Genomic DNA, 19,255 nt, shown 5'->3' with positions numbered 1-19,255 from the left:
GTGCTCATCTCTTGCTCTCCTGCGCCGCTACCGCCGCACGCAGTCTGGCCACCTGCAGACGCGATTGCGCCTGCGCCATGGCTTCCAGATTCGACCGGCTGGCGGCTGCTTCCTGCAGCTTGCTGGTCACGCCGCCGCGCCACACCTGACAGATCGCGAGCGCCAACGCGTCGGCGGCATCGGCGGGCGTCGGACGCTCGGCCAGCCTGAGGATCCGCGTGACCATCGTCGTCACCTGCTCCTTGCCGGCCCGCCCCGAACCCGTCACCGCCGCCTTCACCTCACTCGGTGTGTGCAGCGAGACCGGTAGACCGCGCCGAGCAGCCACCACCATGGCCACCCCTGAGGCCTGCGCCGTACCCATCACTGTGCGGACGTTGTGCTGCGCGAACACCCGCTCGACCGCGACCGCATCCGGCCGGTGCTCGGTGATCCACTGGTCCAGCTCGGACTCGATCTGCACCAGCCGCCGGGACACGTCCAGATCGGCCGGCGTCCGGATCACACCAACGGCGACCAGCGCCGGCGGCTTGCCCGGGGTGCCCTCGACGACGCCGAGGCCGCACCGGGTCAATCCCGGGTCGACGCCGAGCACTCGCATGGATCACCTCCGAACGTTTGTTCGACAACCCTAACGGCCGCCCGCGAGGCCCCGGAAATCGACGCGCCGCCCCGCCTCAGAAGAAGTCGAGCATGTACGCCGTGGGGCCGCCGAAGGCCGTATCGATCGCGAGATCCGCAGTGCTTTGGCCCGTGGCCAAACCGGCCGATCGCAGGGCGTTGAGCGGCGTACCGGCGTACAGAGCGGCCAGTCCGCGCGGGCCGAGGCGCAGTGCGTCACCAGACGGCTGTGCGGACGTGAGACTGCCGGCGCCGTCGGCGACGGACAGGTGCCAGTCGCCGGTGTTCGCCGGTACGTCGGGGTCGTCGATCCGCAGGTCAACCTCCAGTACGGCGCCGGGCGCGAACCCGCGCGCCGCGATCGCGGCCGGGGCGTCGAGCAGCCTGAGCATCCAGCGCGAGACGTTCGCGGTGGAGTCCGCCTCGTGCTCGGCCATGAGGTTGATCGGATCAGTCGGCGGGGTGTACGCGTGCACAGTCCTCGCGATCGACGCACCGGACCCGACCGTCGTCCACAACGCCCGCGTGGTCCCCTCTGACCCGGCGATCAGTTCGTCGACGGACAGGTTCTGCTCGGACCAGTTGTAGACGACGAAACCGTCGTCGGCGACGTACGCGAAGTTGGACTCGTCCTCCAGCCAGGACTCCACCTGGGCGAGCGGCCAGATCAGCGGACCGTTGGACCGTCGGCTCTCATGCACCTTGCTCGCCAGGTCGATGACCAACTGAGCATCTTCCCGGCCGGCCTTCCGCAGCGTCACGCCTTTGCCGCCCAGTGACCGCAGGTCCGACGACTGGAAGGAGAACTTGTAGCGGCCGCCGGCGAACTCGTACCCCAGATGCCGATAGAGCACAGTCGTCGCCGGATAGAGCCCGGACAGCGGACAGCCCATCTCGACACTGCGCTGCAGCACCCCGCGCATGAGCATGCTGCCGACTCCGCGGCCGCGGTACTCCGGCGACACCACTACGCCCGCAATGCCGGCCATCGGGACCCGTCGACCGCCCCACCACTGCTGGAAGGGCCAGATCCGGGCCGCGGCGACGACCACGTCCCCGTCGGCCACTCCGACGTACCGGCCGTCCTCGATGAACCGCAGCGCATCCTTGCGCCACTCGTCCTTGTCCCCACCCGGTCCGAACGACCTCAGCCGGACCTCCCACACCGAGTCCAGATCAGCCTCGGAAACATTCACCACCCGCAGCGCATCCATCACGCCGAAGACCCTACGTGAGCCCTCGCCGGGCTGCTCGCTATTACTTCCGATCCGTCACCCAGAGATGGATGGTGCCCTCGACAACAACCTTGCCGTCGTCCCGCGTCGCCTGGACCCGCACCGGCACATCCGGCCCCGCCGTCCAGGCACCAGGATCCGTCTCGGCCGAGCAGGTCAGATCGGAGGTCGACTTGGCCAGATACGCGACCTCCATCCCCTTCGGCAGCCAGCGTTTCCCCACCGGGACGGTCGCCTCGGCCAACGCTCCCATCGCCGCCTCGAGACCGTTGCACACGGCAATCGCATGCACCGTGCCGATGTGGTTCTGTACTGCCCGCCGCTTCGGCAACACGACCGCCGCGTAGTTGGGACTCACCTGAACAAAGCGCGGCCGAATCGACCGAAAGTACGGCGCCTGCCACGTGAACGCCCGCGAGAACACCCGCTCCCCACCAGGCAGCCCTCGCAACCGCTCCCACATCCCCAACACCCGACTCGCCATCCCCACATGTTACCCACGAGTCACATAAGCCCGCCACCCTGCAGTGGGTTGGGTAGTATCGCGGCACCTCGACCCGGAGTCGACCCTCAATGACGCGCACCGAGTACTACGGGGACCCCGACGCCCCGGCCCCCAACTCTCTCGTTCCGGCCTGCAACCTGCTGGTGGTGGACGACGCCGGCCAGCTCCTTCTGCAGAAGCGTCGTGACACCGGACAGTGGGCGCTGCCCGGCGGCGCACAGGACTTCGGTGAGACGCCGAGCGAATGTGCGGTCAGAGAATGCTGGGAAGAAACCGGCATCACAGCCGAGGTCACCAACCTCCTCGGCATCTACTCCGACCCCAGCCACATCGTCAGGTACTCCGACGGCGAAACCCGCCAAGAGTTCGAGATCACCCTGATAGGCCGCCCGATCACCGGCGAACCCACTCCCAACGCCGAAGCCAGCGAGGTCGCCTGGTTCACCGTCGACGAACTCCCAACCCTGGACATCCACCCCTCAATGCTCCGTCAGATCAACGCCTACAAGGCCGGCATCCGCTCCCACGTCGACTAATCCCGAGCCCTCTCGCCTCTGGCCAGTCACCACCAGCGACTCCACAACACCACCGCAACTCCGGCACAGACACCGACCCGAGCCGGTCTCCCTCCTCCCGACAGCCATCGCCTCCCCCATGCCTGTCCACTGGGCCACCTCCGACGGCCGAGCCGTACCGAAGAACGGGTGGTAGTCGGCGGCGAGTCATCACCGCCCGCTCTGCGGACCGAGCCATGGCCCAAATCCTCGGACTACTACCCGTCCTTAAGTACGACACCCACCGCGAACCGCCGCGCCTCCCGTCCGACCGGCAACGCCACCGCGGACCCTCCTCGGTCTCCCGGTGAGGGGCCGCCGCCGAAGGTGGCCAAGGTGTACCGAAGGACGGTGAGAAGTCGCCGGCAAATCGCCACGGGCGACCGCATGAGCCGTGCCAGAGCTCGGATGGCGGCACCACTACCTGTCCTTCGGTACACCTCACCGCACGCCGCCAAGGGGCAGCAGGCGCAACAGTGTCCCTGGCGTGGTGCTTCCGCCGATCACCTCTTCCACCGCCGACGGGTGTGCCCGCCGAGGACCCCACCCGTGTCACCGGTCAGCGGCTCGCCGCCGGAGGCGGCCAGAAGACAGCCGCCGCGTGGCGGTGTGCGTTGCGGGTTCCTCGACGAAGGTATTTAGACGATTCAATCCGGGGTGGATAGAGTGGGCGTGACGAGGATCTACGGCCGCGACCGGGGGACGATGGCAACGCCCAGCATCAAAGAGGTCGCGCATCGCGCGGGTGTGTCGGTCGGGACGGTCAGCAACGTACTGAATCGGCCGTGGATCGTGGCTCCCGCGACCAGGCAGCGCGTGCAGGACAGCATTCGCGCGCTGGGGTTCGTGCGTAACGAGGCCGCCCGGCACCTGCGCGCCGGCAAGAGCCGGACAGTGGGCCTGGTCGTGCTCGACGTGGCGAACCCGTTCTTCACCGACCTCGCCGAGGGCGCCGAAGCGCTGGCGTACGAGCACGACACCGTGGTGATGCTCTGCAACAGCAAGACCGATCCGGTCCGCGAAGGTCACCACCTCGACCAGCTCGAGCAGCAGCGGGTGATGGGCATCCTGATCACCCCGTTCGACAGCAACGATCCACGGCTGACGGCGTTGGTCTCGCGCGGTACGCCGGTCGTCCTCGTGGACCGTGCCGCGGATCGCGGGTTCTGCTCGGTGTCTGTCGACGACCAGCTCGGCGGACGGCTCGCCGGGAATCACCTGATCGAGTCCGGGCATCGCCGGATCGCCTTTATCGGTGGACCTTTCACCATGCAGCAGGTGTCCGACCGGATGGCCGGGTTCGCGGCGACGGTCGAGCGGGCCGACGACGTCGAGTTGCAGCGGTACGAGGTCGATGTGATGGGCGTCGTGGAGGGCCGCGCGATCGGCGAGAAGATCGCGGCACTGCCACCACGGTCCCGGCCGACCGCCGCCTTCCTGGCCAACGATCTGCTCGCGCTCGGCTTCCTGCAGGCGATGTCGGTCGCCGGTCTGCAGGTTCCCCGCGACATGGCGATCGTCGGGTACGACGACATCGACTTCGCCCGGGCCGCCGCCGTAGCGCTGTCGTCGGTGCGGCAACCGGCGGAGATGCTCGGGCGGTCCGCCATGGAGTTGCTGCAGGAAGAGGTCGAGGCGGCCGAGCAGCACCGGCACCGGCAGGTGATCTTCCAGCCCGACCTGATCGTCCGCGAATCCAGCGACCACACCCGGCGCCGCACATGAGCGACCAGGTGCTGTACGAGAACCCGCTCGCGTCGGCGGCTGATCTCGACGGCTTCCGGACTGAGGGCGATGGCGCCGTCTCGTTCCCGCTCGGCCGGCTGCGGCTGGAGAGCACGCGACCACCCGAGGACGGACAGGACGCCAACGTCGTGCTGTGGTGTCCCGAGGAATTCCCGCCGGACATCACCGTGGAGTGGGACTTCTGGCCGATCCGCGAGCCCGGCCTCTGCATCCTGTTCTTCCACGCGAAGGGCCGCCAGGGCGAGGATCTCTTCGACCTCACCCCGAGGACCGGCCCGTACGAGCAGTACCACCACGGCGACCTGGACACGTACCACGTCTCGTACTTCCGGCGCCGCTGGCCGGCCGAGCGCGCGTTCCACACCTGCAACCTGCGCAAGAGCTACGGCTTCCACCTCGTCGCGCAGGGCGCGGACCCGATCCCTGGCGTCCTGGACGCCCAAGGTCCTTACAAACTGAGGCTTTCGGTCCATCGCGGCGAGATCACCTTCGCGATCAACGACCTGATCAGTTTCCAGTGGTACGACGACCAGCCGCTGGCCGGCGGCCGGCTCGGCTTCCGCCAGATGGCACCGCTCGTCGGCGAGTACGCGAACCTGCGGATTTCCCGCACCTGACTGCGACTTCAGGCAGTCGGCAGGCCACCGCCTGACCGTTCTCTGACAAACGCTTTCCCAGCCGTTGACAATTGAGACGATTCAACCATATGGTCACATCACTTTTCGCCCGAATCACCCTCGTCACAAGGCAGGGATCCGCATGAATCACCCACGTGACAACGCCTTCCGCCGGCCTGATGGCGGTCCATGATGAGCGTGACCGGCTGGTCGATCCGGCTGTACGAGGCCGCTGACGAGGTCGTCTGGGCGATCAAGTTGAACGCGCTGTGGATCGGCTTCACCTTGGTCGGCGGTGTCGCGCTGGGTATTGGCCCGGCGACGCTCGCAGCATATTCACTGGCCAGACGCAGGTCTTCCGGTGAATCGTTTCACGCATTGCCTGCCTTCCGTACGGCGTTCCGCCGCGAGTTCCGCCGCGGCTGCCTCGTCGTACTCCCGCTGGTCGCGGCCGCGGTGCTGCTGATCGGCAACTACCTGTACTTCGCGTCGCTCGGGACCAAGGCGTCACTCCCCCGGCTGGCCAGCCTCGTAGCCCTGGTCGCGCTCGGTGTGATCGCCGCCTACCTGCTCCCGATGGCCGTGCACTACGACCTCAAGGTCCGCGAGTTGTTGCCCAAGGCATCGTTGGTCGCGCTCGCGCGGCCGGCCTCGTCCCTGCTCCTGCTGTTCGTCGCGGTGTCCATCGCCTACGTCTCCGGCCGGTTCCCCGTTCTCGGGATCGTGCTGGCCGGCGGCGGCTGGATCCAGCTCAACACCTGGCTCTGCCTGCGCTTCTTCGCCGAGAACGAGGCGCGCCTGCACCTGAAAGGGAACTCATGACCATCTTCTCCCGACGGCGTCTCGCCGCGGCCCTGACAACAGCACTGACAACGGCCCTGCTCGCCTCGGCCTGTTCCGGCGGTGGCGACGACAAAGGAAGCCAGGCCAGTGACGAGCTGACGGTGATGGCGCCGCTGTTCGGCACCGCACCCGATCCCAGCGGCGAGCTGCAGCAGGCGGTCGAGAAGCAGATCGGCAAGAAGCTCAAGATCACCTGGGTGCCGAACGCCGAGTACGGCGACAAGTCCAACGTCACGCTGGCCTCGGACAAGATCCCGGACGTGATGGTGGCGAACGAGAAGAGCCCGTCGTTCGTCAAGGCGGCCGACGCGGGCGCGTTCTGGGACCTGACCGGCAAGCTGGACAAGTACCCGAACCTCAAGCCGGTCGACGAGCAGACCGCCAAGAACTCGATGACCAACGGCAAGACGTACGGCATCTACCGGATCCGGCCGCTGCTGCGTTCGGGCATCGTGATCCGCAAGGACTGGATGGCCAAGCTGGGCCTGAAGGACCCGGAGACCGTCGACGAGCTCTACGCGATCGCGAAGGCGTTCACCGAGCGGGACCCGGACGGCAACGGCAAGAAGGACACCTATGGCCTGATCATCCCGAAGTGGCCCGGCAACTACGCCAGCGCCAGCCCGTACGACGTGGTCGAGACGTGGTTCGGCGCCCCGAACGGCTGGGGTGAGCGCGACGGCAAACTCGTGCCGGGCTTCGACACCCCGGAGTTCCTGGCCGCCAACCGCTGGCTGCGCAAGTGGGTCACCGAAGGCCTGGTCAACAAGGACTTCGCCACCCTGGACAGTGCGAACTGGAACGACCCGTTCGTGCAGGGCAAGGGCGGCATGATCATCGACGTCAACGTCCGGGCCACCCAGCTGCTCGACCTGTTCAAGGAGAAGAACCCGAAGGACTTCGACAAGGTCACGCTGATCGGCAACCTGAAGCGCTCCGACGGACAGAAGTTCTCCTATCCGTTCACCGGCTACAACATGGTGATGGCGATCTCCAAGCAGCACATCCGGACCGAGGAGCAGCTCGACCAGGTGCTGCAGACGCTGGACAAGCTCGAGTCCAGGGAGGGCTCGATCCTGCTGGCCAACGGCATCGAGGGCCGCAACTTCAAGGCCGACGGGAAGTACGCCGTACCGATCAATCAGGACGACCCGAAGGTCAAGGCGATCCAGAACGACGTCGACAAGGCCTTCATCCAGCTCGGGACCCGAGCCGCCGTCGGTGTCAGCGCCTACCAGCCGCGGCCGAGCGACGCGGCCAGCCGGGAGATGCGGGAGCGCTTCGACATCCTGATGAACGAGGACCTGAAGACCGCGGTGTTCAACCCGGCCCTGAGCGTGATCGCGCCGACCTCTGTGTCCAAGGGCCAGACGCTGGACACGATCGTCCCGGACGCCCGGATCAAGTACCTGTCCGGTGCGATCACCGAGGACCAGCTGAAGGCGCAGATCAAGCGCTGGTACGACAGCGGCGGCACGCAGATCGCCCAGGAGGTCAACGACCTGGCCGCCAAGGCCGGCGGCTGACAGATGGCCACCGATCTGGTCCCGAGCCAGGTGGTGCCGCCGTCGGCGGAGGCCACCCCGGGGGCGCCGCGCCGCACGCGGCGCCCCCGGCCGGTACCGCTGTGGCGGGACCTGCTGCGCTACCGCTGGCTCTACCTGTTGCTGCTGCCCGGTCTGGTGTACTTCGTCGTCTTCAAGTACCTGCCGATGTACGGCCTGACCATCGCGTTCAAGGACTACGTGCCGTTCCTCGGGTACTCCGGCAGTGAGTGGGTCGGCCTCAAGCACTTCCAGGAGTTGTTCACCGGACCGGACTTCGGCCGGTTGATGTTCAACACTCTGCTGCTCGCATTGTTGACAATAGTCTTCGTCTTCCCGGCGCCGATCGTTGTCGCGCTGATGCTGAACGAGCTGCGGGTGCGCGTGATGAAGCGATCTGTGCAGTCGCTGATCTACATTCCGCACTTCCTGTCCTGGACGATCGTCGCCTCGCTGACCTACCTGCTGTTCTCCGTGGACTTCGGCGTGATCGCGAACTGGATCCACGGCCTCATCGGCGGTGAGAAGACCGACTACGTCGCGCAGGCCGACTGGTTCCGGCCGCTGATCGTGCTGCAACTGCTGTGGAAGCAGACCGGCTGGGGCACGATCATCTACCTGGCCGCGCTGGCCGGAGTCGACTCACAGCTGTACGAGGCGGCAAGGGTGGATGGTGCCGGGCGCTGGCGGCAGTTCTGGCACATCACGCTGCCGGCGATCCGGCCGACGATCGTGGTGATGGCGATCCTGACGTCCGGTCACCTGATGGATTCGGGGTTCGAGCAGATCTGGCTGATGACCACGTCGCTGAACCGCGATGTCGCCGACGTCTTCGACACGTTCGTGTACTACATCGGGATCACCCAGGGTTCGTTCAGCTACGCGACCGCCGTCGGCCTCTTCAAGGGTGTGGTCGGGGTTGTCCTGATCTTCGGCTCCAACCTGCTGGCCAAGCGGCTGGGCCAGCGTGGGCTGTTCTGAGGAGACGACATGAAACAACGGGTCCGGTACTACGACTCGGCCGGCAGCCGGGCGTTCGACGTACTGAATGTCGTATTGCTGACCGGTCTGGCAATCGTCACGGTTCTGCCGCTGCTGTACGTCCTCGCGGGGTCGTTCGCGACCGAGTCCGAGATCAGCTCGCGGCCGTTCTTCCTGTGGCCGCACCGGTTCGTCACCGACACGTACCACTACATCTTCTCCACTGACACCTTCGTCCGCGCCTTGCTGACCACGATCGCCGTGACCGCGGTCGGCACGGTGATCCAACTGGCGCTCACGTTGACCATGGCCTATCCGCTGGCCAAGCGATTCCTGCCCGGCCGCGCACTGGTGCTCAACCTGGTGATTTTCACGCTGGTGTTCAGCGGCGGCATGATCCCGACGTACCTGGTGGTGCGTGATCTCGGCCTGCTGGACAGCTACTGGGCGCTGATCCTGCCGCTGGCGATCAACCCGTTCTACCTGATCGTGGTGAAGAGCTTCTTCCAGGAGTTGCCCGAGGCGCTGGAGGAAGCAGCCCGGATCGACGGGTGCAACGAGCTGAACGTGTTCCTGCGGATCGTGCTGCCGCTGTCGAAGCCGATCATCGCGACCTTCTCGCTGTTCTACGCGGTCGGCATCTGGAACGACTACATGTCGCCCTTGCTCTACATCGACGACAGCAGGAAATGGACGCTGCAGATGATCGTCCGCCAGTTGACCGCGGCGAACGCGGACTCGGCGAACGTGCTGCAGCAACTGGAGACCGTCACGTTCCCGGAACAGGGCCTGAAGTTCGCGGTCGTGGTGGTCGCGACGCTGCCGATCCTGTTCTTCTACCCGTTCCTGCAGAAGCACTTCGCCAAAGGCGTCCTGATCGGATCGGTGAAAGAATGACAACACTGCAATGGCTGGAGACTCCTTGCCGGCAAGGAGTTTCCTGGGGTGTCCCGTGGCCGCGCGGCACCGTTGCCGAGGGCACACATTTTGCCCTGGCCGACGGTACGCCGGTGCAGAGCTGGACCACCGCGACCTGGCCCGACGGCTCGGTCAAGTGGTCGGCCCACGCGATCGGGCCATCCGAGCACCCGGAATCGTCGTACGAGCTCGTGCCCGGTCAAGAGCCGACAGCCCCAGGTACGCCGGTCCAGGTCGATCAGACTGCGGACGGCGTACGGGTGACGACCGGCGAGGTCACCTGGACGCTCACCAAGCCGCTGCTGATCGCGTCGATTGTCGACAACGACCAGGAGGTCGTGCGCGACGTACGGCTGGTCAGTCTGCGACAGGACGCGCCGGACGAGGACCTGGGCCGCGCCCGGGAGCAGACCACCGCGACCGTCGACCGCATTACCGTCGAACAGGACGGTCCGGTGCGAGCCGTGGTCAAGCTGGACGGCAAGCATGGCGACTGGCTGCCGTTCTCGGTCCGCCTCTACTTCTACGCCGGTGCGACCGACGTACGCATCGTGCACAGCTTCATCTGGGACGGCGAACCGGACCGGGACTTCCTGGCCGGGCTGGGTCTCAGTGCGGACGTCGTGATGCGCGACGAGCCGCACAACCGGCACATCCGCCTGGCCGGCCCGTCCGGCTTCCTCACCGAGGCAGTCCGCGGCCTCACCGGTCTACGCCGCGATCCAGGTGAAGAGGTACGTCGCGCACAGGTCGCCGGGCACGCGATCGAGGACATCCCGAACCCCGAGGTGTCGGACCGACTGCACCTGATCCCGCAGTGGAACGACTACACGCTCGACCAGAGCAGCGCCGACGGCTTCACCCTGCGCAAGCGCACCGGATCGGAGCACGCCTGGGTCACGATCCCGGCCGGCACCAGGTCCCCCGGTTACGGGTACGTCGGTGGTGTCAGCGGCGGACTCGGATTCGGCCTGCGCGATTTCTGGAAGCTGCACCCGACCCGCCTCGACATCCGCAACGCCGCCACGGACCTGGCCACCGCGACCGTCTGGATGTGGTCGCCCAGCGCGCCCGCGATGGACGTGCGCTACTGGCACGACGGCATGGACCAGGACAGCTACGCCGAGCAGCTCGAAGGCCTCGAGATCACCTACGAGGACTACGAACCAGGCTTCGGCAACGCGCACGGCGTCGCCAGGACGCACGAGCTGACGCTGCGAGTGCATGACACCACTCCGTCGGCCGACGACCTCGCCGAGCACGTTGCGCTGCTCAACTCCCCCGGTCTGCTCGCGGCGGCGCCGGCACGGTTCCTGGAGGCAGGTGTCTTCGGCAGCTGGAGTCTGCCCACCGCCGACGACCAGGACATCGAGGCGCGGCTGAACTTCCTGTTCCAGTACTACGTCGGTCAGCGGGAGCAACGGCGCTGGTACGGGTTCTGGGACTACGGCGACGTCATGCACACCTACGACTGGGATCGGCACACCTGGCGGTACGACGTCGGCGGCTATGCGTGGGACAACTCGGAGCTGTCGCCGGATCTCTGGCTCTGGTACCAGTACCTGCGGACCGGCCGGGCGGACGTATTCCGGTTCGCCGAGGCGATGACCCGGCACACCGGTGAGGTCGATGTCTACCACCTCGGCCGGTGGAAGGGCCTCGGCTCACGGCACAACGTGCAGCACTGGGGCTGCAGCTGCAAGCAGGTCCGCATCTCCAGTGCGCTCTACCGGCGCTTCTACTACTACCTGACCGCGGACGAGCGGACCGGTGACCTGATGGACGAGCTGGCCGCGGTCGAGGAGACCCTCCTCGTCGTCGATCCCCAGCGCAAGGTGCGGCCCGACGTCTACTCCCCCGACCCGCATGCGCTCTCGGTCGAACTGGGTGTGGACTGGGGTGCACTCGCTGCGGCTTGGCTCACGCGATGGGAACGGCATGGCGATGAGAAGGCCCGTGCACGGCTGGTCGGAACGATGGCCGATATCGCAGCAATGCACTATGGCTTCCTCACCGGCAACGGGCGGCTGGATCTGTCCACCGGGCGCTTCGACACCAGCCGGCGCGGTGTCGCGGTCTCGCACCTGTCCTCGCTCTTCGGGCTTCCCGAGATCTGTTCGGAGCTCATCGACCTGGACCTCGACGTACCCGGGTTCGAGAAGGCGTGGCTGGACTACTGCCGGCTCTACCTGGCGACACCGGAGCAGCAGACCGCGGAGGTCGGCCACCCACTGCGGAGCATCGCACTAGTCCAGGCACACAGCCGACTCGCCGCGTACGCCGCCGCCCGCACTGGCGACGCGGAGCTGGCCCGGCTGGCCTGGCGCAAGTTCTTCGTCGGCGACGGCGACACGCTCCACCGCAGCGCGCTGCAACGCGAGAAGGACTGGAAGACGACTCAAGTCGACGGTGCGTTGATGCCCGTCGACGAGGCCGCCTTCGTCAGCACCAACAGCGCCTCGCAGTACGCACTCGCAGCGATCCAGAACCTGTCCCTGATCCCCGAACACCGAAACATCCCTGAACACCGAAACGACAGAGGTGGAAAGGCATGGAGGTCTCCCGACGTACAGTCCTAGCAGGCATGGCCGCAGTCCCCGCGGCCTCCCTGCTCGACACCCGCTCCACGGCGGTGGCCGACGTACCAGAAGTGAAGCTCAGCTGGCTGGAAGGCAAGCCGACCACGGCTGCCGTCACGACCTGGGGTACGCCGTGGCCGAAGGGCGCCGTACCTGCAGACCAGTCCTTCGCACTCAAGGCCGCCGACGGCAGCGCCGTACCCCTGCAAAGCTGGCCGACTGCCTACTGGCCTGACGGCTCGCTGAAGTGGAGCGCGCACGCCATCGCAGTCGACGCACCGGCCGAGTCGTACACCCTCGGCCCAGGTACGGCGGCCGCACCGCAGCGACCGGTCACGGTCAAGAACGAGACGACGTACGTCGATGTCGACACCGGGGTGATCAAGACCCGGATCCGCAAGAGCGGCTCGGAGCTGATCAGTCACATCTGGCGTGACGACGTGCTGATCGCGCGCAAGGGTCAGCTCGTCAACCTGAAGCAGGACAAGATCACCGACGACGAGGAAGGCGGCAGCGTCCGGGAACGCTACGAGAGCGACATCACGCGCGTCACGGTCGAGCAGTCCGGCCCGGTCCGCGCTGTGGTCCGGATCGAGGGCCGGCACAAGTCGAAGAAGGGCATGACCTGGCTGCCGTTCTCGGTCCGGCTCTACTTCGTGGCCGGCGCCGAGAACGTCCGGATGGTGCACACGTTCGTGTACGACCGCGACGGGCAGAAGGACTACATCGCGGGCCTCGGGGTGCGTTTCCGGGTGCCGATGCGCGATGCGGCGTACGACCGGCACGTGCGATTCGTCGGTGAGGGTCATGGCATGGTCTCGGAGGCGGTGAAGGGGATCACCGGGTTGCGGCGTGACCCGGGTGCGACCGTCCGCGCGGCGCAGATCGCCGGGACCAAGCTGCCCGATCCGGCCACCTGGGACCAGCGGGTGACGACGCGGCTGAAGTGGATCCCCGAGTGGGGTGACTACACGCTGAGCCAGCTGAACGCCGACGGCTTCACGGTGAAGAAGCGGACCAAGCAGGGGTACGGCTGGGTCTCGGTCGACCAAGGTGGGCGCGCGTCGGGACTCGGGTACGTCGGCGGCGTGAGCGGCGGGTTCGCCTTCGGCCTCAGGGATTTCTGGCAGCGCCACCCCACGCAACTGGACATCCGGGGTGCGTTCACCGAGGAGGCCGAGATCACGGTGTGGCTGTGGTCGCCGGACGCCGGCGCGATGGACACGCGGTTCTACCACGACGGCATGGGCGAGGACACGTACCCGGAGCAGTTGGACGCCCTCGAGATCACCTACGAGGACTACGAGCCCAACTTCGGTACGCCGTACGGGGTCGCGCGGACCTCCGAGCTCACCTTCTGGGCGCTCGCGGCGACTCCTTCGGCTGCCCGGCTCGGCGACCTGGCCGATCAGGTGCGGACTCCCCCGCAACTGATCAATCCGGTGGACCAGCTCATCGGTACGCGCGTCTTCGGCGGGCTCGTCTCGCCGGTCGACCGGTCGGTGCCGGCGAAGAAGGCCATCGAGGACCACCTGGACTTCCTGTTCGACTTCTACCGCGGCCAGGTCGAGTCCCGGCACTGGTACGGGTTCTGGGACTACGGCGACATCATGCACACGTTCGACGAGGACCGGCTGGTCTGGCGGTACGACGTCGGCGGATACGCGTGGGACAACTCGGAACTGTCACCGGATCTGTGGCTCTGGTACTCGTTCCTGCGCTCCGGACGGGCCGACATCTTCCGGTTCGCGGAAGCGATGACCCGCCATACCGGCGAGGTCGACGTGTACCACCTCGGGCAGTGGGCCGGTCTGGGTACGCGGCACGGCGTACAGCACTGGGCGGACAGCGCGAAGCAGCAGCGCATCAGTACGGCGATCTACCGGCGGTTCTACTACTACCTTACGGCCGACGAGCGCACCGGTGATCTGCTGTCCGAGCTGGTCGACTCCGACCAGACGTTCCTGGTGCTGGATCCGCTCCGGAAGATCAGGACCGAGCCGTACGAGCCCGACCCGCATGCTCTCGCGATCGGTCTCGGCACGGACTGGAGCGGTCTGGCTGCCGCGTGGCTCACCGAGTGGGAGCGGCAGGGACCGAAGGCGGACGTTGCCCACAGCAAGCTTCTCGGCACGATGGAGACGATCGGTGCGATGCCGAACGGCTTCGTCACCGGTGGCGGCCTGTACGACCTGGACACCGGACGGTTCGCGCCGGTCACCGAGAAGACGGTCAGTGTCTCGCACCTCAGCGCGATGTTCGGCCAAGTGGAGATCTGCGCCGAGATCCTCGACCTTGTGGACCTGCCGCCGTTCGAGGCGGCCTGGCTGCAGTACTGCCGCCTCTTCAACGCCACCCGGGACGAGCAGACGGCGGAGTGCGGTGCGTACTTCGGCAACCTGATCCTCCGCCAGGGCCACTCCCGCCTCACCGCGTACGCCGCCGTACGCCTGGATCGGGACGACCTGGCCACGCGGGCGTGGAAGGAGTTCTACACCGGTGACGGCTACGGCCCGAACCTCCCGTGGGCCTCCGAAGAGGTGAAGTCGACGCTCAACCCGACGCAGGCCGCCAAGTGGGTCTCGACCAACACCACAGCCCTCTACGGCCTGGCCGCCATCCAGACACTCGCGCTGGTCGGCGACCAGATCGTCAACCCGTAAAGGCTGGAGGGCGCGGGACCTCCCGCGCCCTCAGTCAGCCGTGGGTCAGCCGACCTCGGCCATGATTTCGTCGGAGACGTCGAAGTTCGCGTAGACGTTCTGGACGTCGTCGCTGTCCTCGAGCGCGTCGATCAGGCGGAAGATCTTGCCGGCCCCGTCGGCGTCCAGCTCGACCGTCATCGACGGGACGAACTGGACGTCGGCCGAGTCGTAGTCGATGCCCGCGCCCTGCAGCGCGGTCCGGGCCTGGACCAGGTCGGTGGCCTCGGTGACGACCTCCCAGGACTCGCCGAGGTCGTTCACCTCCTCGGCACCGGCCTCGAGCACGGCCTCCATCACGTCGTCCTCGGACAGCGACTTCCCGTCCTGGTCCTTGGCCACGACGATGACGCCCTTGCGGTTGAACATGTAGGCGACCGAGTTCGGGTCGGCGAGCGAGCCGCCGTTCCGCGTCATCGCCGTACGGACATCCGCGGCCGCGCGGTTGCGGTTGTCGGTCAGGCACTCGACCAGCATCGCGACGCCGTTCGGGCCGTAGCCCTCGTACATGATCGTCTGGTACTCCGCACCGCCGGCCTCGGCACCGGAACCACGCTTGACCGCGCGGTCGATGTTGTCGTTCGGGACCGAGGACTTCTTCGCCTTCTGGATGGCGTCGTACAGGGTCGGGTTCCCGCCAGGGTCGCCGCCGCCCATCCGGGCGGCCACCTCGATGTTCTTGATCAGCTTCGCGAAGAGCTTGCCGCGCCTCGCGTCGATGACGGCCTTCTTGTGCTTCGTGGTGGCCCACTTGGAGTGGCCTGACATGGCGAACCCAACCCTTCTACCGCTACTACCTGCTACCGACTCAGAGGCCGCGGACCAGCTCGGCGAAGTAGCCGTGCAGCCTGGCGTCCCCGGTCATCTCCGGATGGAACGACGTGGCCAGCAGCCGATCGTGGCGAACGGCGACGATCCTACTGCGTTCTGCCTCCGGCCCCAGCCCAGCCCACCCAGCGTCCGGGCCCGAGCTCACCGTCGAGAGTACCTCGACGTCCCGTCCGACCCGCTCCACCCACGGTGCCCGGATGAACACGGCGTGGTACGGCGTGTCGAACGCGGCGAAGGTCAGGTCCGCCTCGAACGAGTCCACCTGCCGCCCGAACGCGTTCCGGCGTACTGTCACGTCGAGTCCGCCGAGGGTCTCCTGACCCTCGATCCCGCCGGTGATCTCGTTCGCCAGCATGATCATCCCGGCGCAGGTGCCGAACACCGGCATCCCGTCGGCGATCCGCTTCTGCAGCGGCTCGAACAGCTCGAACGCGCGGGCGAGCTTGTCCATCGTGGTCGACTCGCCGCCCGGCAGAACCAGCCCGTCCACCTGCTCCAGCTCGGACGGGCGCCGTACCGGCCGCGCCTCGACGCCGACCTGGGTCAGCATCGCCACGTGCTCACGCACATTCCCCTGCAACGCGAACACACCGATCACGGTCATAGCGTCACCCTTCGCTTCCAGTCGAGCGTGACCTCGATGCGGCCCTCGTCGAACGTGGCGGGGAAGTCGTACTCGTGCAGCAGCGCGAGGACGTCCTCCAGGAGCGGCTCGCCAGGGGCGACGTTCGCGGTGTCGGGGTGCCAGAGCTTCAGCTCGAGCATGCCGAAGTCGACCGCATGCCAGACGTCGGTGTCGGTGAAGAACACCAGCCCGTTGGGATCCGCGGCGGCCTCGAGCGCCTGCCGGGCGGCGTGGTGGTCCGACGTGTACCGGACCACCACGAGTCCCAGCTTCTCGAGCTCGGAGAGTACGGCGTCCAGCCGGTCAGGATCCGTCGCCGACGGCCACTCGGCCGACTCGGCGTTCAGATCCATCACGGCCTCGCCGATCAGCAGCGGCACCAGAGCGGCCGCGTCCATCGACGGCGCGTCCTCCTGGACCGCCTCTGTCAACGCAGCCGTGATCGCCGCGTGGTCGGCGTACCCGGACCGCACCAGGACGCGGGCGAGACCGCGCAGCTCCCGCGCGGTCCGCTCGTCCACAGACTGCAGGCTGTTGGTCACCAGCCGCGCTCGGCGAGCCGGTGCGGCTGCGGGATCTCGTCGACGTTGATGCCGACCATGGCCTCGCCCAGGCCGCGGGAGACCTTGGCGATCACGTCGGGGTCGTCGTAGAAGGTGGTGGCCTTGACGATCGCCTCGGCGCGCTGGGCCGGGTTGCCAGACTTGAAGATGCCGGAGCCGACGAACACGCCCTCGGCGCCGAGCTGCATCATCATCGCGGCGTCGGCCGGGGTGGCGATGCCGCCGGCGGTGAACAGCACCACCGGGAGCTTGCCGGCCTGCGCGACCTCCTTGACCAGCTCGTACGGCGCCTGCAGCTCCTTGGCGGCGACGTACAGCTCATCCTCGGGGAGGCCCTGCAGCTTGCGGAGCTCCTGCCGGATCTGACGCATGTGGGTGGTCGCGTTGGACACGTCACCGGTGCCGGCCTCGCCCTTGGAGCGGATCATCGCCGCACCCTCGGTGATCCGGCGCAGCGCCTCGCCCAGGTTGGTCGCACCGCAGACGAACGGCACGGTGAACTGCCACTTGTCGATGTGGTTGGCGTAGTCGGCCGGGGTGAGCACCTCGGACTCGTCGATGTAGTCCACACCGAGACTCTGCAGCACCTGCGCCTCGACGAAGTGACCGATCCGGGCCTTGGCCATCACCGGGATCGAGACAGCGTTGATGATGCTGTCGATCATGTCCGGGTCGCTCATCCGGGAGACGCCGCCCTGCGCGCGGATGTCGGCCGGGACCCGCTCCAGCGCCATCACCGCGACCGCACCGGCGTCCTCGGCGATCTTGGCCTGCTCGGCGGTGACGACGTCCATGATCACGCCGCCCTTGAGCATCTCGGCCATCCCGCGCTTGACCTTCGCGGTGCCAGTCTCGGGGCCGGTCTGGGGGGTCTGGTTCTCGGTCACTGCGTCCTCCTGCTCGTCGGGCTCCTGCCTCCAGATTAGGGGGCAGCAGGCACCGATCCTCAGTCCACCTCGAATCAAGTGGACTGAGCCAGCGCCGCACCCAGACGGGCCACCACCAGCCGGAGGGTCGCGGGCGGCGCGGTGAACGGAATCCGGATGTGACGCCGGTCCGTGCCCTCTGGCGTGAAGAGGTCTCCGGCCCCCAGTAGCAGTCCGTGCTCCCTGGCCGCATCCAGCACCCGTCGTGCGCGGACTTCGGTCAGCTCGAGCCAGAGCGTCATACCTCCGGTCGGCGTGGGCCAGGCCACACCGTCGAGCGTCTTGAGACCGGCCTCCAGCGCCATCAGGTTGGCCCTCAGCCGAGTACGGCGGCGGCCGATCACCTTGTCGAGCTTCTGGATGATCGCCTGGGCCAGGAGGTCGTCGAGAGCGCTGGGCGACGCCACACTGAGCTGTGCGGCTGTGTTGATGCGCCTGCGGAGCTGCTTGCCGGTCCGGACCCAGCCGACGCGGAGTCCGCCCCACACCGTCTTCGAGAGCGAGCCGACACTCACAGTGCGCGGGTAGCGACTCAGTGGCTCGGCTTGTTCCCCACTGGCCAGCCAGAGCGGTCGCATGGTCTCGTCGCTGATCAGTGCGGCGCCGTACCTGCGAGCGATCTCGATGATCGTCGTACGGCGATCTGCCGGGATGCTGAGGCCGGTTGGGTTGTGGTTGTCGGCCTGGAGGTAGATGACCTTGGGGCGGTGCCTTCGGCAGAGGTGGGCGAGTTGGTCGGTGTCCCAGACCCCTGCCGGCCAGCCGGCCACGTCGAGGCGATGCTTGCGCAGCAGGTCGAAGGCAGCGGGGTACGTCGGTGTCTCGGTGATCGCCACGCCCGGTCCGAGGTCCAGTCCGGCCAGTGCGGCGTTCAGTCCGGCTGCTGCGCCCACGGTCAGCGTGAGCTGGTCCGGCTCGGTCGGGACGCCCTCGATCGTGAGCCGCTCTGCTAGAGCTTGGCGCAGTTCCAGCGACCCGCCCGGCGGCGGTCCGTCTCCGCCCATGGCGTGCGGTAGTGCGTCCTCGACGACCTGGGCTGCTACTTCCGCCACGTCGTGCGGCGCCGCTGTGGTTGCGAACCGGAGGTCGAGGACGGGTTCGTCGCCCGCCGTGACGGTCGAGGCCGGCGCGATCGGGTCCAGCAGGCGGTCCAGTGGTCGGACGTGGGTGCCGGAGCCTCGCTTGGTCTCCAGTACGCCGTCCGTGCGCAGTTGGTCCAACGCCCGTACCACGGTCACCCGGCTCACACCGAGTCGATCGGCCAGCACGCGTTCCGAGGGGAGGCGCGAGCCGATGGACAGGTCGCCGCGCTCGATCCGGCGCAGGACCAGCGCCTCGACCTGCTCGGTCTTCGTCCCGTCCACCGGGTCGAGATCCGTCTCCCGCCACATAAGTCCAGTCTGACACCAGTGGCCTGACGGCGGTCGCTCCGGCTGCTGGCTGGCGGGTTGTTGTGCCGCTGACG

Annotated in this window: 17 protein-coding genes; 9 read left to right on the top strand and 8 right to left on the bottom strand. The window is 67.4% G+C overall.

All coding sequences use genetic code 11. The features are described from left to right. Positions 1-4 precede the first annotated feature (4 nt). The 3 genes from ruvC to OG817_RS09355 form a co-directional block, all read right to left on the bottom strand. Positions 5-601: a crossover junction endodeoxyribonuclease RuvC gene (ruvC, locus tag OG817_RS09365; RefSeq protein WP_406053296.1), complete on the bottom strand. Its 597-nt coding sequence runs from the start codon at positions 599-601 to the stop codon at positions 5-7. 76 nt (positions 602-677) lie between these two features. After that, entirely contained in the window at positions 678-1,835 is a 1,158-nt protein-coding gene (gene eis, locus OG817_RS09360; protein ID WP_406057411.1) for an enhanced intracellular survival protein Eis, read from the bottom strand. Between the two features lie 43 nt (positions 1,836-1,878). After that, on the bottom strand, positions 1,879-2,340 hold the full coding sequence (locus OG817_RS09355) for a hotdog fold domain-containing protein (protein ID WP_406053295.1): 462 nt from the start codon (positions 2,338-2,340) through the stop codon (positions 1,879-1,881). A gap of 89 nt (positions 2,341-2,429) precedes the next feature. Between OG817_RS09355 and OG817_RS09350 the strand changes: the two genes are divergently transcribed. The 9 genes from OG817_RS09350 to OG817_RS09310 all read left to right on the top strand — a co-directional run bounded on the left by OG817_RS09350 (position 2,430) and on the right by OG817_RS09310 (position 14,806). Beyond that, the gene (locus tag OG817_RS09350) at positions 2,430-2,897 is read left to right on the top strand and encodes an NUDIX domain-containing protein (protein WP_406053294.1); all 468 of its coding nucleotides are present in this window, start codon (positions 2,430-2,432) and stop codon (positions 2,895-2,897) included. Between the two features lie 690 nt (positions 2,898-3,587). Then, positions 3,588-4,640 carry a LacI family DNA-binding transcriptional regulator gene (locus OG817_RS09345; protein WP_406053293.1) on the top strand — a complete coding sequence of 351 codons (1,053 nt, stop codon included), beginning with the start codon at positions 3,588-3,590 and terminating at the stop codon, positions 4,638-4,640. Then, positions 4,637-5,278, top strand: a complete 642-nt coding sequence (locus OG817_RS09340) for a DUF1961 family protein (RefSeq protein WP_406053292.1) — start codon at positions 4,637-4,639, stop codon at positions 5,276-5,278. The genes OG817_RS09345 and OG817_RS09340 overlap by 4 nt, the downstream gene beginning before the upstream one ends. Positions 5,279-5,467: 189 nt before the next feature. Continuing rightward, complete coding sequence (locus tag OG817_RS09335; protein WP_406053291.1) at positions 5,468-6,100, top strand: YesL family protein; 633 nt, start codon at positions 5,468-5,470, stop codon at positions 6,098-6,100. After that, complete coding sequence (locus tag OG817_RS09330) at positions 6,097-7,647, top strand: extracellular solute-binding protein (RefSeq protein WP_406053290.1); 1,551 nt, start codon at positions 6,097-6,099, stop codon at positions 7,645-7,647. Before OG817_RS09335 ends, OG817_RS09330 begins: the two co-directional genes overlap by 4 nt. 3 nt (positions 7,648-7,650) lie before the next feature. Beyond that, a complete protein-coding gene (locus OG817_RS09325; RefSeq protein WP_406053289.1) occupies positions 7,651-8,646 on the top strand; it encodes an ABC transporter permease in 996 nt (331 codons plus the stop codon). Positions 8,647-8,655: 9 nt separating this feature from the next. Further along, on the top strand, positions 8,656-9,543 hold the full coding sequence (locus tag OG817_RS09320; protein ID WP_406053288.1) for a carbohydrate ABC transporter permease: 888 nt from the start codon (positions 8,656-8,658) through the stop codon (positions 9,541-9,543). Beyond that, the gene (locus OG817_RS09315; RefSeq protein WP_406053287.1) at positions 9,540-12,143 is read left to right on the top strand and encodes a Tat pathway signal sequence domain protein; all 2,604 of its coding nucleotides are present in this window, start codon (positions 9,540-9,542) and stop codon (positions 12,141-12,143) included. The genes OG817_RS09320 and OG817_RS09315 overlap by 4 nt, the downstream gene beginning before the upstream one ends. Before the next feature lie 5 nt (positions 12,144-12,148). Beyond that, a complete protein-coding gene (locus tag OG817_RS09310; protein WP_406053286.1) occupies positions 12,149-14,806 on the top strand; it encodes a Tat pathway signal sequence domain protein in 2,658 nt (885 codons plus the stop codon). A 45-nt stretch (positions 14,807-14,851) separates the two neighbouring features. On the opposite strand, the gene OG817_RS09305 is transcribed toward OG817_RS09310, so the two are convergent. From OG817_RS09305 to OG817_RS09285, 5 genes are all read right to left on the bottom strand, one after another. Further along, positions 14,852-15,613, bottom strand: coding sequence for a YebC/PmpR family DNA-binding transcriptional regulator (locus OG817_RS09305; RefSeq protein ID WP_131353487.1), 762 nt, complete (start codon positions 15,611-15,613; stop codon positions 14,852-14,854). 40 nt (positions 15,614-15,653) lie between these two features. Then, on the bottom strand, positions 15,654-16,280 hold the full coding sequence (pdxT, locus tag OG817_RS09300) for a pyridoxal 5'-phosphate synthase glutaminase subunit PdxT (RefSeq protein ID WP_396393151.1): 627 nt from the start codon (positions 16,278-16,280) through the stop codon (positions 15,654-15,656). After that, the gene (locus OG817_RS09295) at positions 16,277-16,822 is read right to left on the bottom strand and encodes a DUF6891 domain-containing protein (RefSeq protein ID WP_406053285.1); all 546 of its coding nucleotides are present in this window, start codon (positions 16,820-16,822) and stop codon (positions 16,277-16,279) included. The genes pdxT and OG817_RS09295 overlap by 4 nt, the downstream gene beginning before the upstream one ends. 17 nt (positions 16,823-16,839) lie before the next feature. Further along, positions 16,840-17,751, bottom strand: a complete 912-nt coding sequence (gene pdxS / locus OG817_RS09290) for a pyridoxal 5'-phosphate synthase lyase subunit PdxS (RefSeq protein ID WP_360444050.1) — start codon at positions 17,749-17,751, stop codon at positions 16,840-16,842. 74 nt (positions 17,752-17,825) lie between these two features. Continuing rightward, positions 17,826-19,181 (bottom strand): PLP-dependent aminotransferase family protein, encoded by a 1,356-nt coding sequence (locus OG817_RS09285; protein ID WP_406053284.1) that lies wholly within the window; start codon positions 19,179-19,181, stop codon positions 17,826-17,828. Positions 19,182-19,255 lie beyond the last annotated feature (74 nt).

The organism is Kribbella sp. NBC_00889 (genome assembly GCF_045207705.1).
Taxonomy (GTDB): Bacteria; Actinomycetota; Actinomycetes; order Propionibacteriales; family Kribbellaceae; genus Kribbella.
Note: the sequence above shows the minus strand (reverse complement) of the source record. Positions and strands in the feature narration are given on the sequence as shown.

Bases quoted from the DNA above. Each gene is read 5' to 3' on its own strand.
- ruvC (WP_406053296.1), bottom strand. From the start codon at position 601: ATGCGAGTGCTCGGCGTCGACCCGGGATTGACCCGGTGCGGCCTCGGC.
- eis (WP_406057411.1), bottom strand. From the start codon at position 1,835: ATGGATGCGCTGCGGGTGGTGAATGTTTCCGAGGCTGATCTGGACTCG.
- OG817_RS09355 (WP_406053295.1), bottom strand. From the start codon at position 2,340: ATGGCGAGTCGGGTGTTGGGGATGTGGGAGCGGTTGCGAGGGCTGCCT.
- OG817_RS09350 (WP_406053294.1), top strand. From the start codon at position 2,430: ATGACGCGCACCGAGTACTACGGGGACCCCGACGCCCCGGCCCCCAAC.
- OG817_RS09340 (WP_406053292.1), top strand. From the start codon at position 4,637: ATGAGCGACCAGGTGCTGTACGAGAACCCGCTCGCGTCGGCGGCTGAT.
- OG817_RS09335 (WP_406053291.1), top strand. From the start codon at position 5,468: ATGATGAGCGTGACCGGCTGGTCGATCCGGCTGTACGAGGCCGCTGAC.
- OG817_RS09330 (WP_406053290.1), top strand. From the start codon at position 6,097: ATGACCATCTTCTCCCGACGGCGTCTCGCCGCGGCCCTGACAACAGCA.
- OG817_RS09325 (WP_406053289.1), top strand. From the start codon at position 7,651: ATGGCCACCGATCTGGTCCCGAGCCAGGTGGTGCCGCCGTCGGCGGAG.
- OG817_RS09320 (WP_406053288.1), top strand. From the start codon at position 8,656: ATGAAACAACGGGTCCGGTACTACGACTCGGCCGGCAGCCGGGCGTTC.
- OG817_RS09315 (WP_406053287.1), top strand. From the start codon at position 9,540: ATGACAACACTGCAATGGCTGGAGACTCCTTGCCGGCAAGGAGTTTCC.
- OG817_RS09310 (WP_406053286.1), top strand. From the start codon at position 12,149: ATGGCCGCAGTCCCCGCGGCCTCCCTGCTCGACACCCGCTCCACGGCG.
- OG817_RS09305 (WP_131353487.1), bottom strand. From the start codon at position 15,613: ATGTCAGGCCACTCCAAGTGGGCCACCACGAAGCACAAGAAGGCCGTC.
- pdxT (WP_396393151.1), bottom strand. From the start codon at position 16,280: ATGACCGTGATCGGTGTGTTCGCGTTGCAGGGGAATGTGCGTGAGCAC.
- OG817_RS09285 (WP_406053284.1), bottom strand. From the start codon at position 19,181: ATGTGGCGGGAGACGGATCTCGACCCGGTGGACGGGACGAAGACCGAG.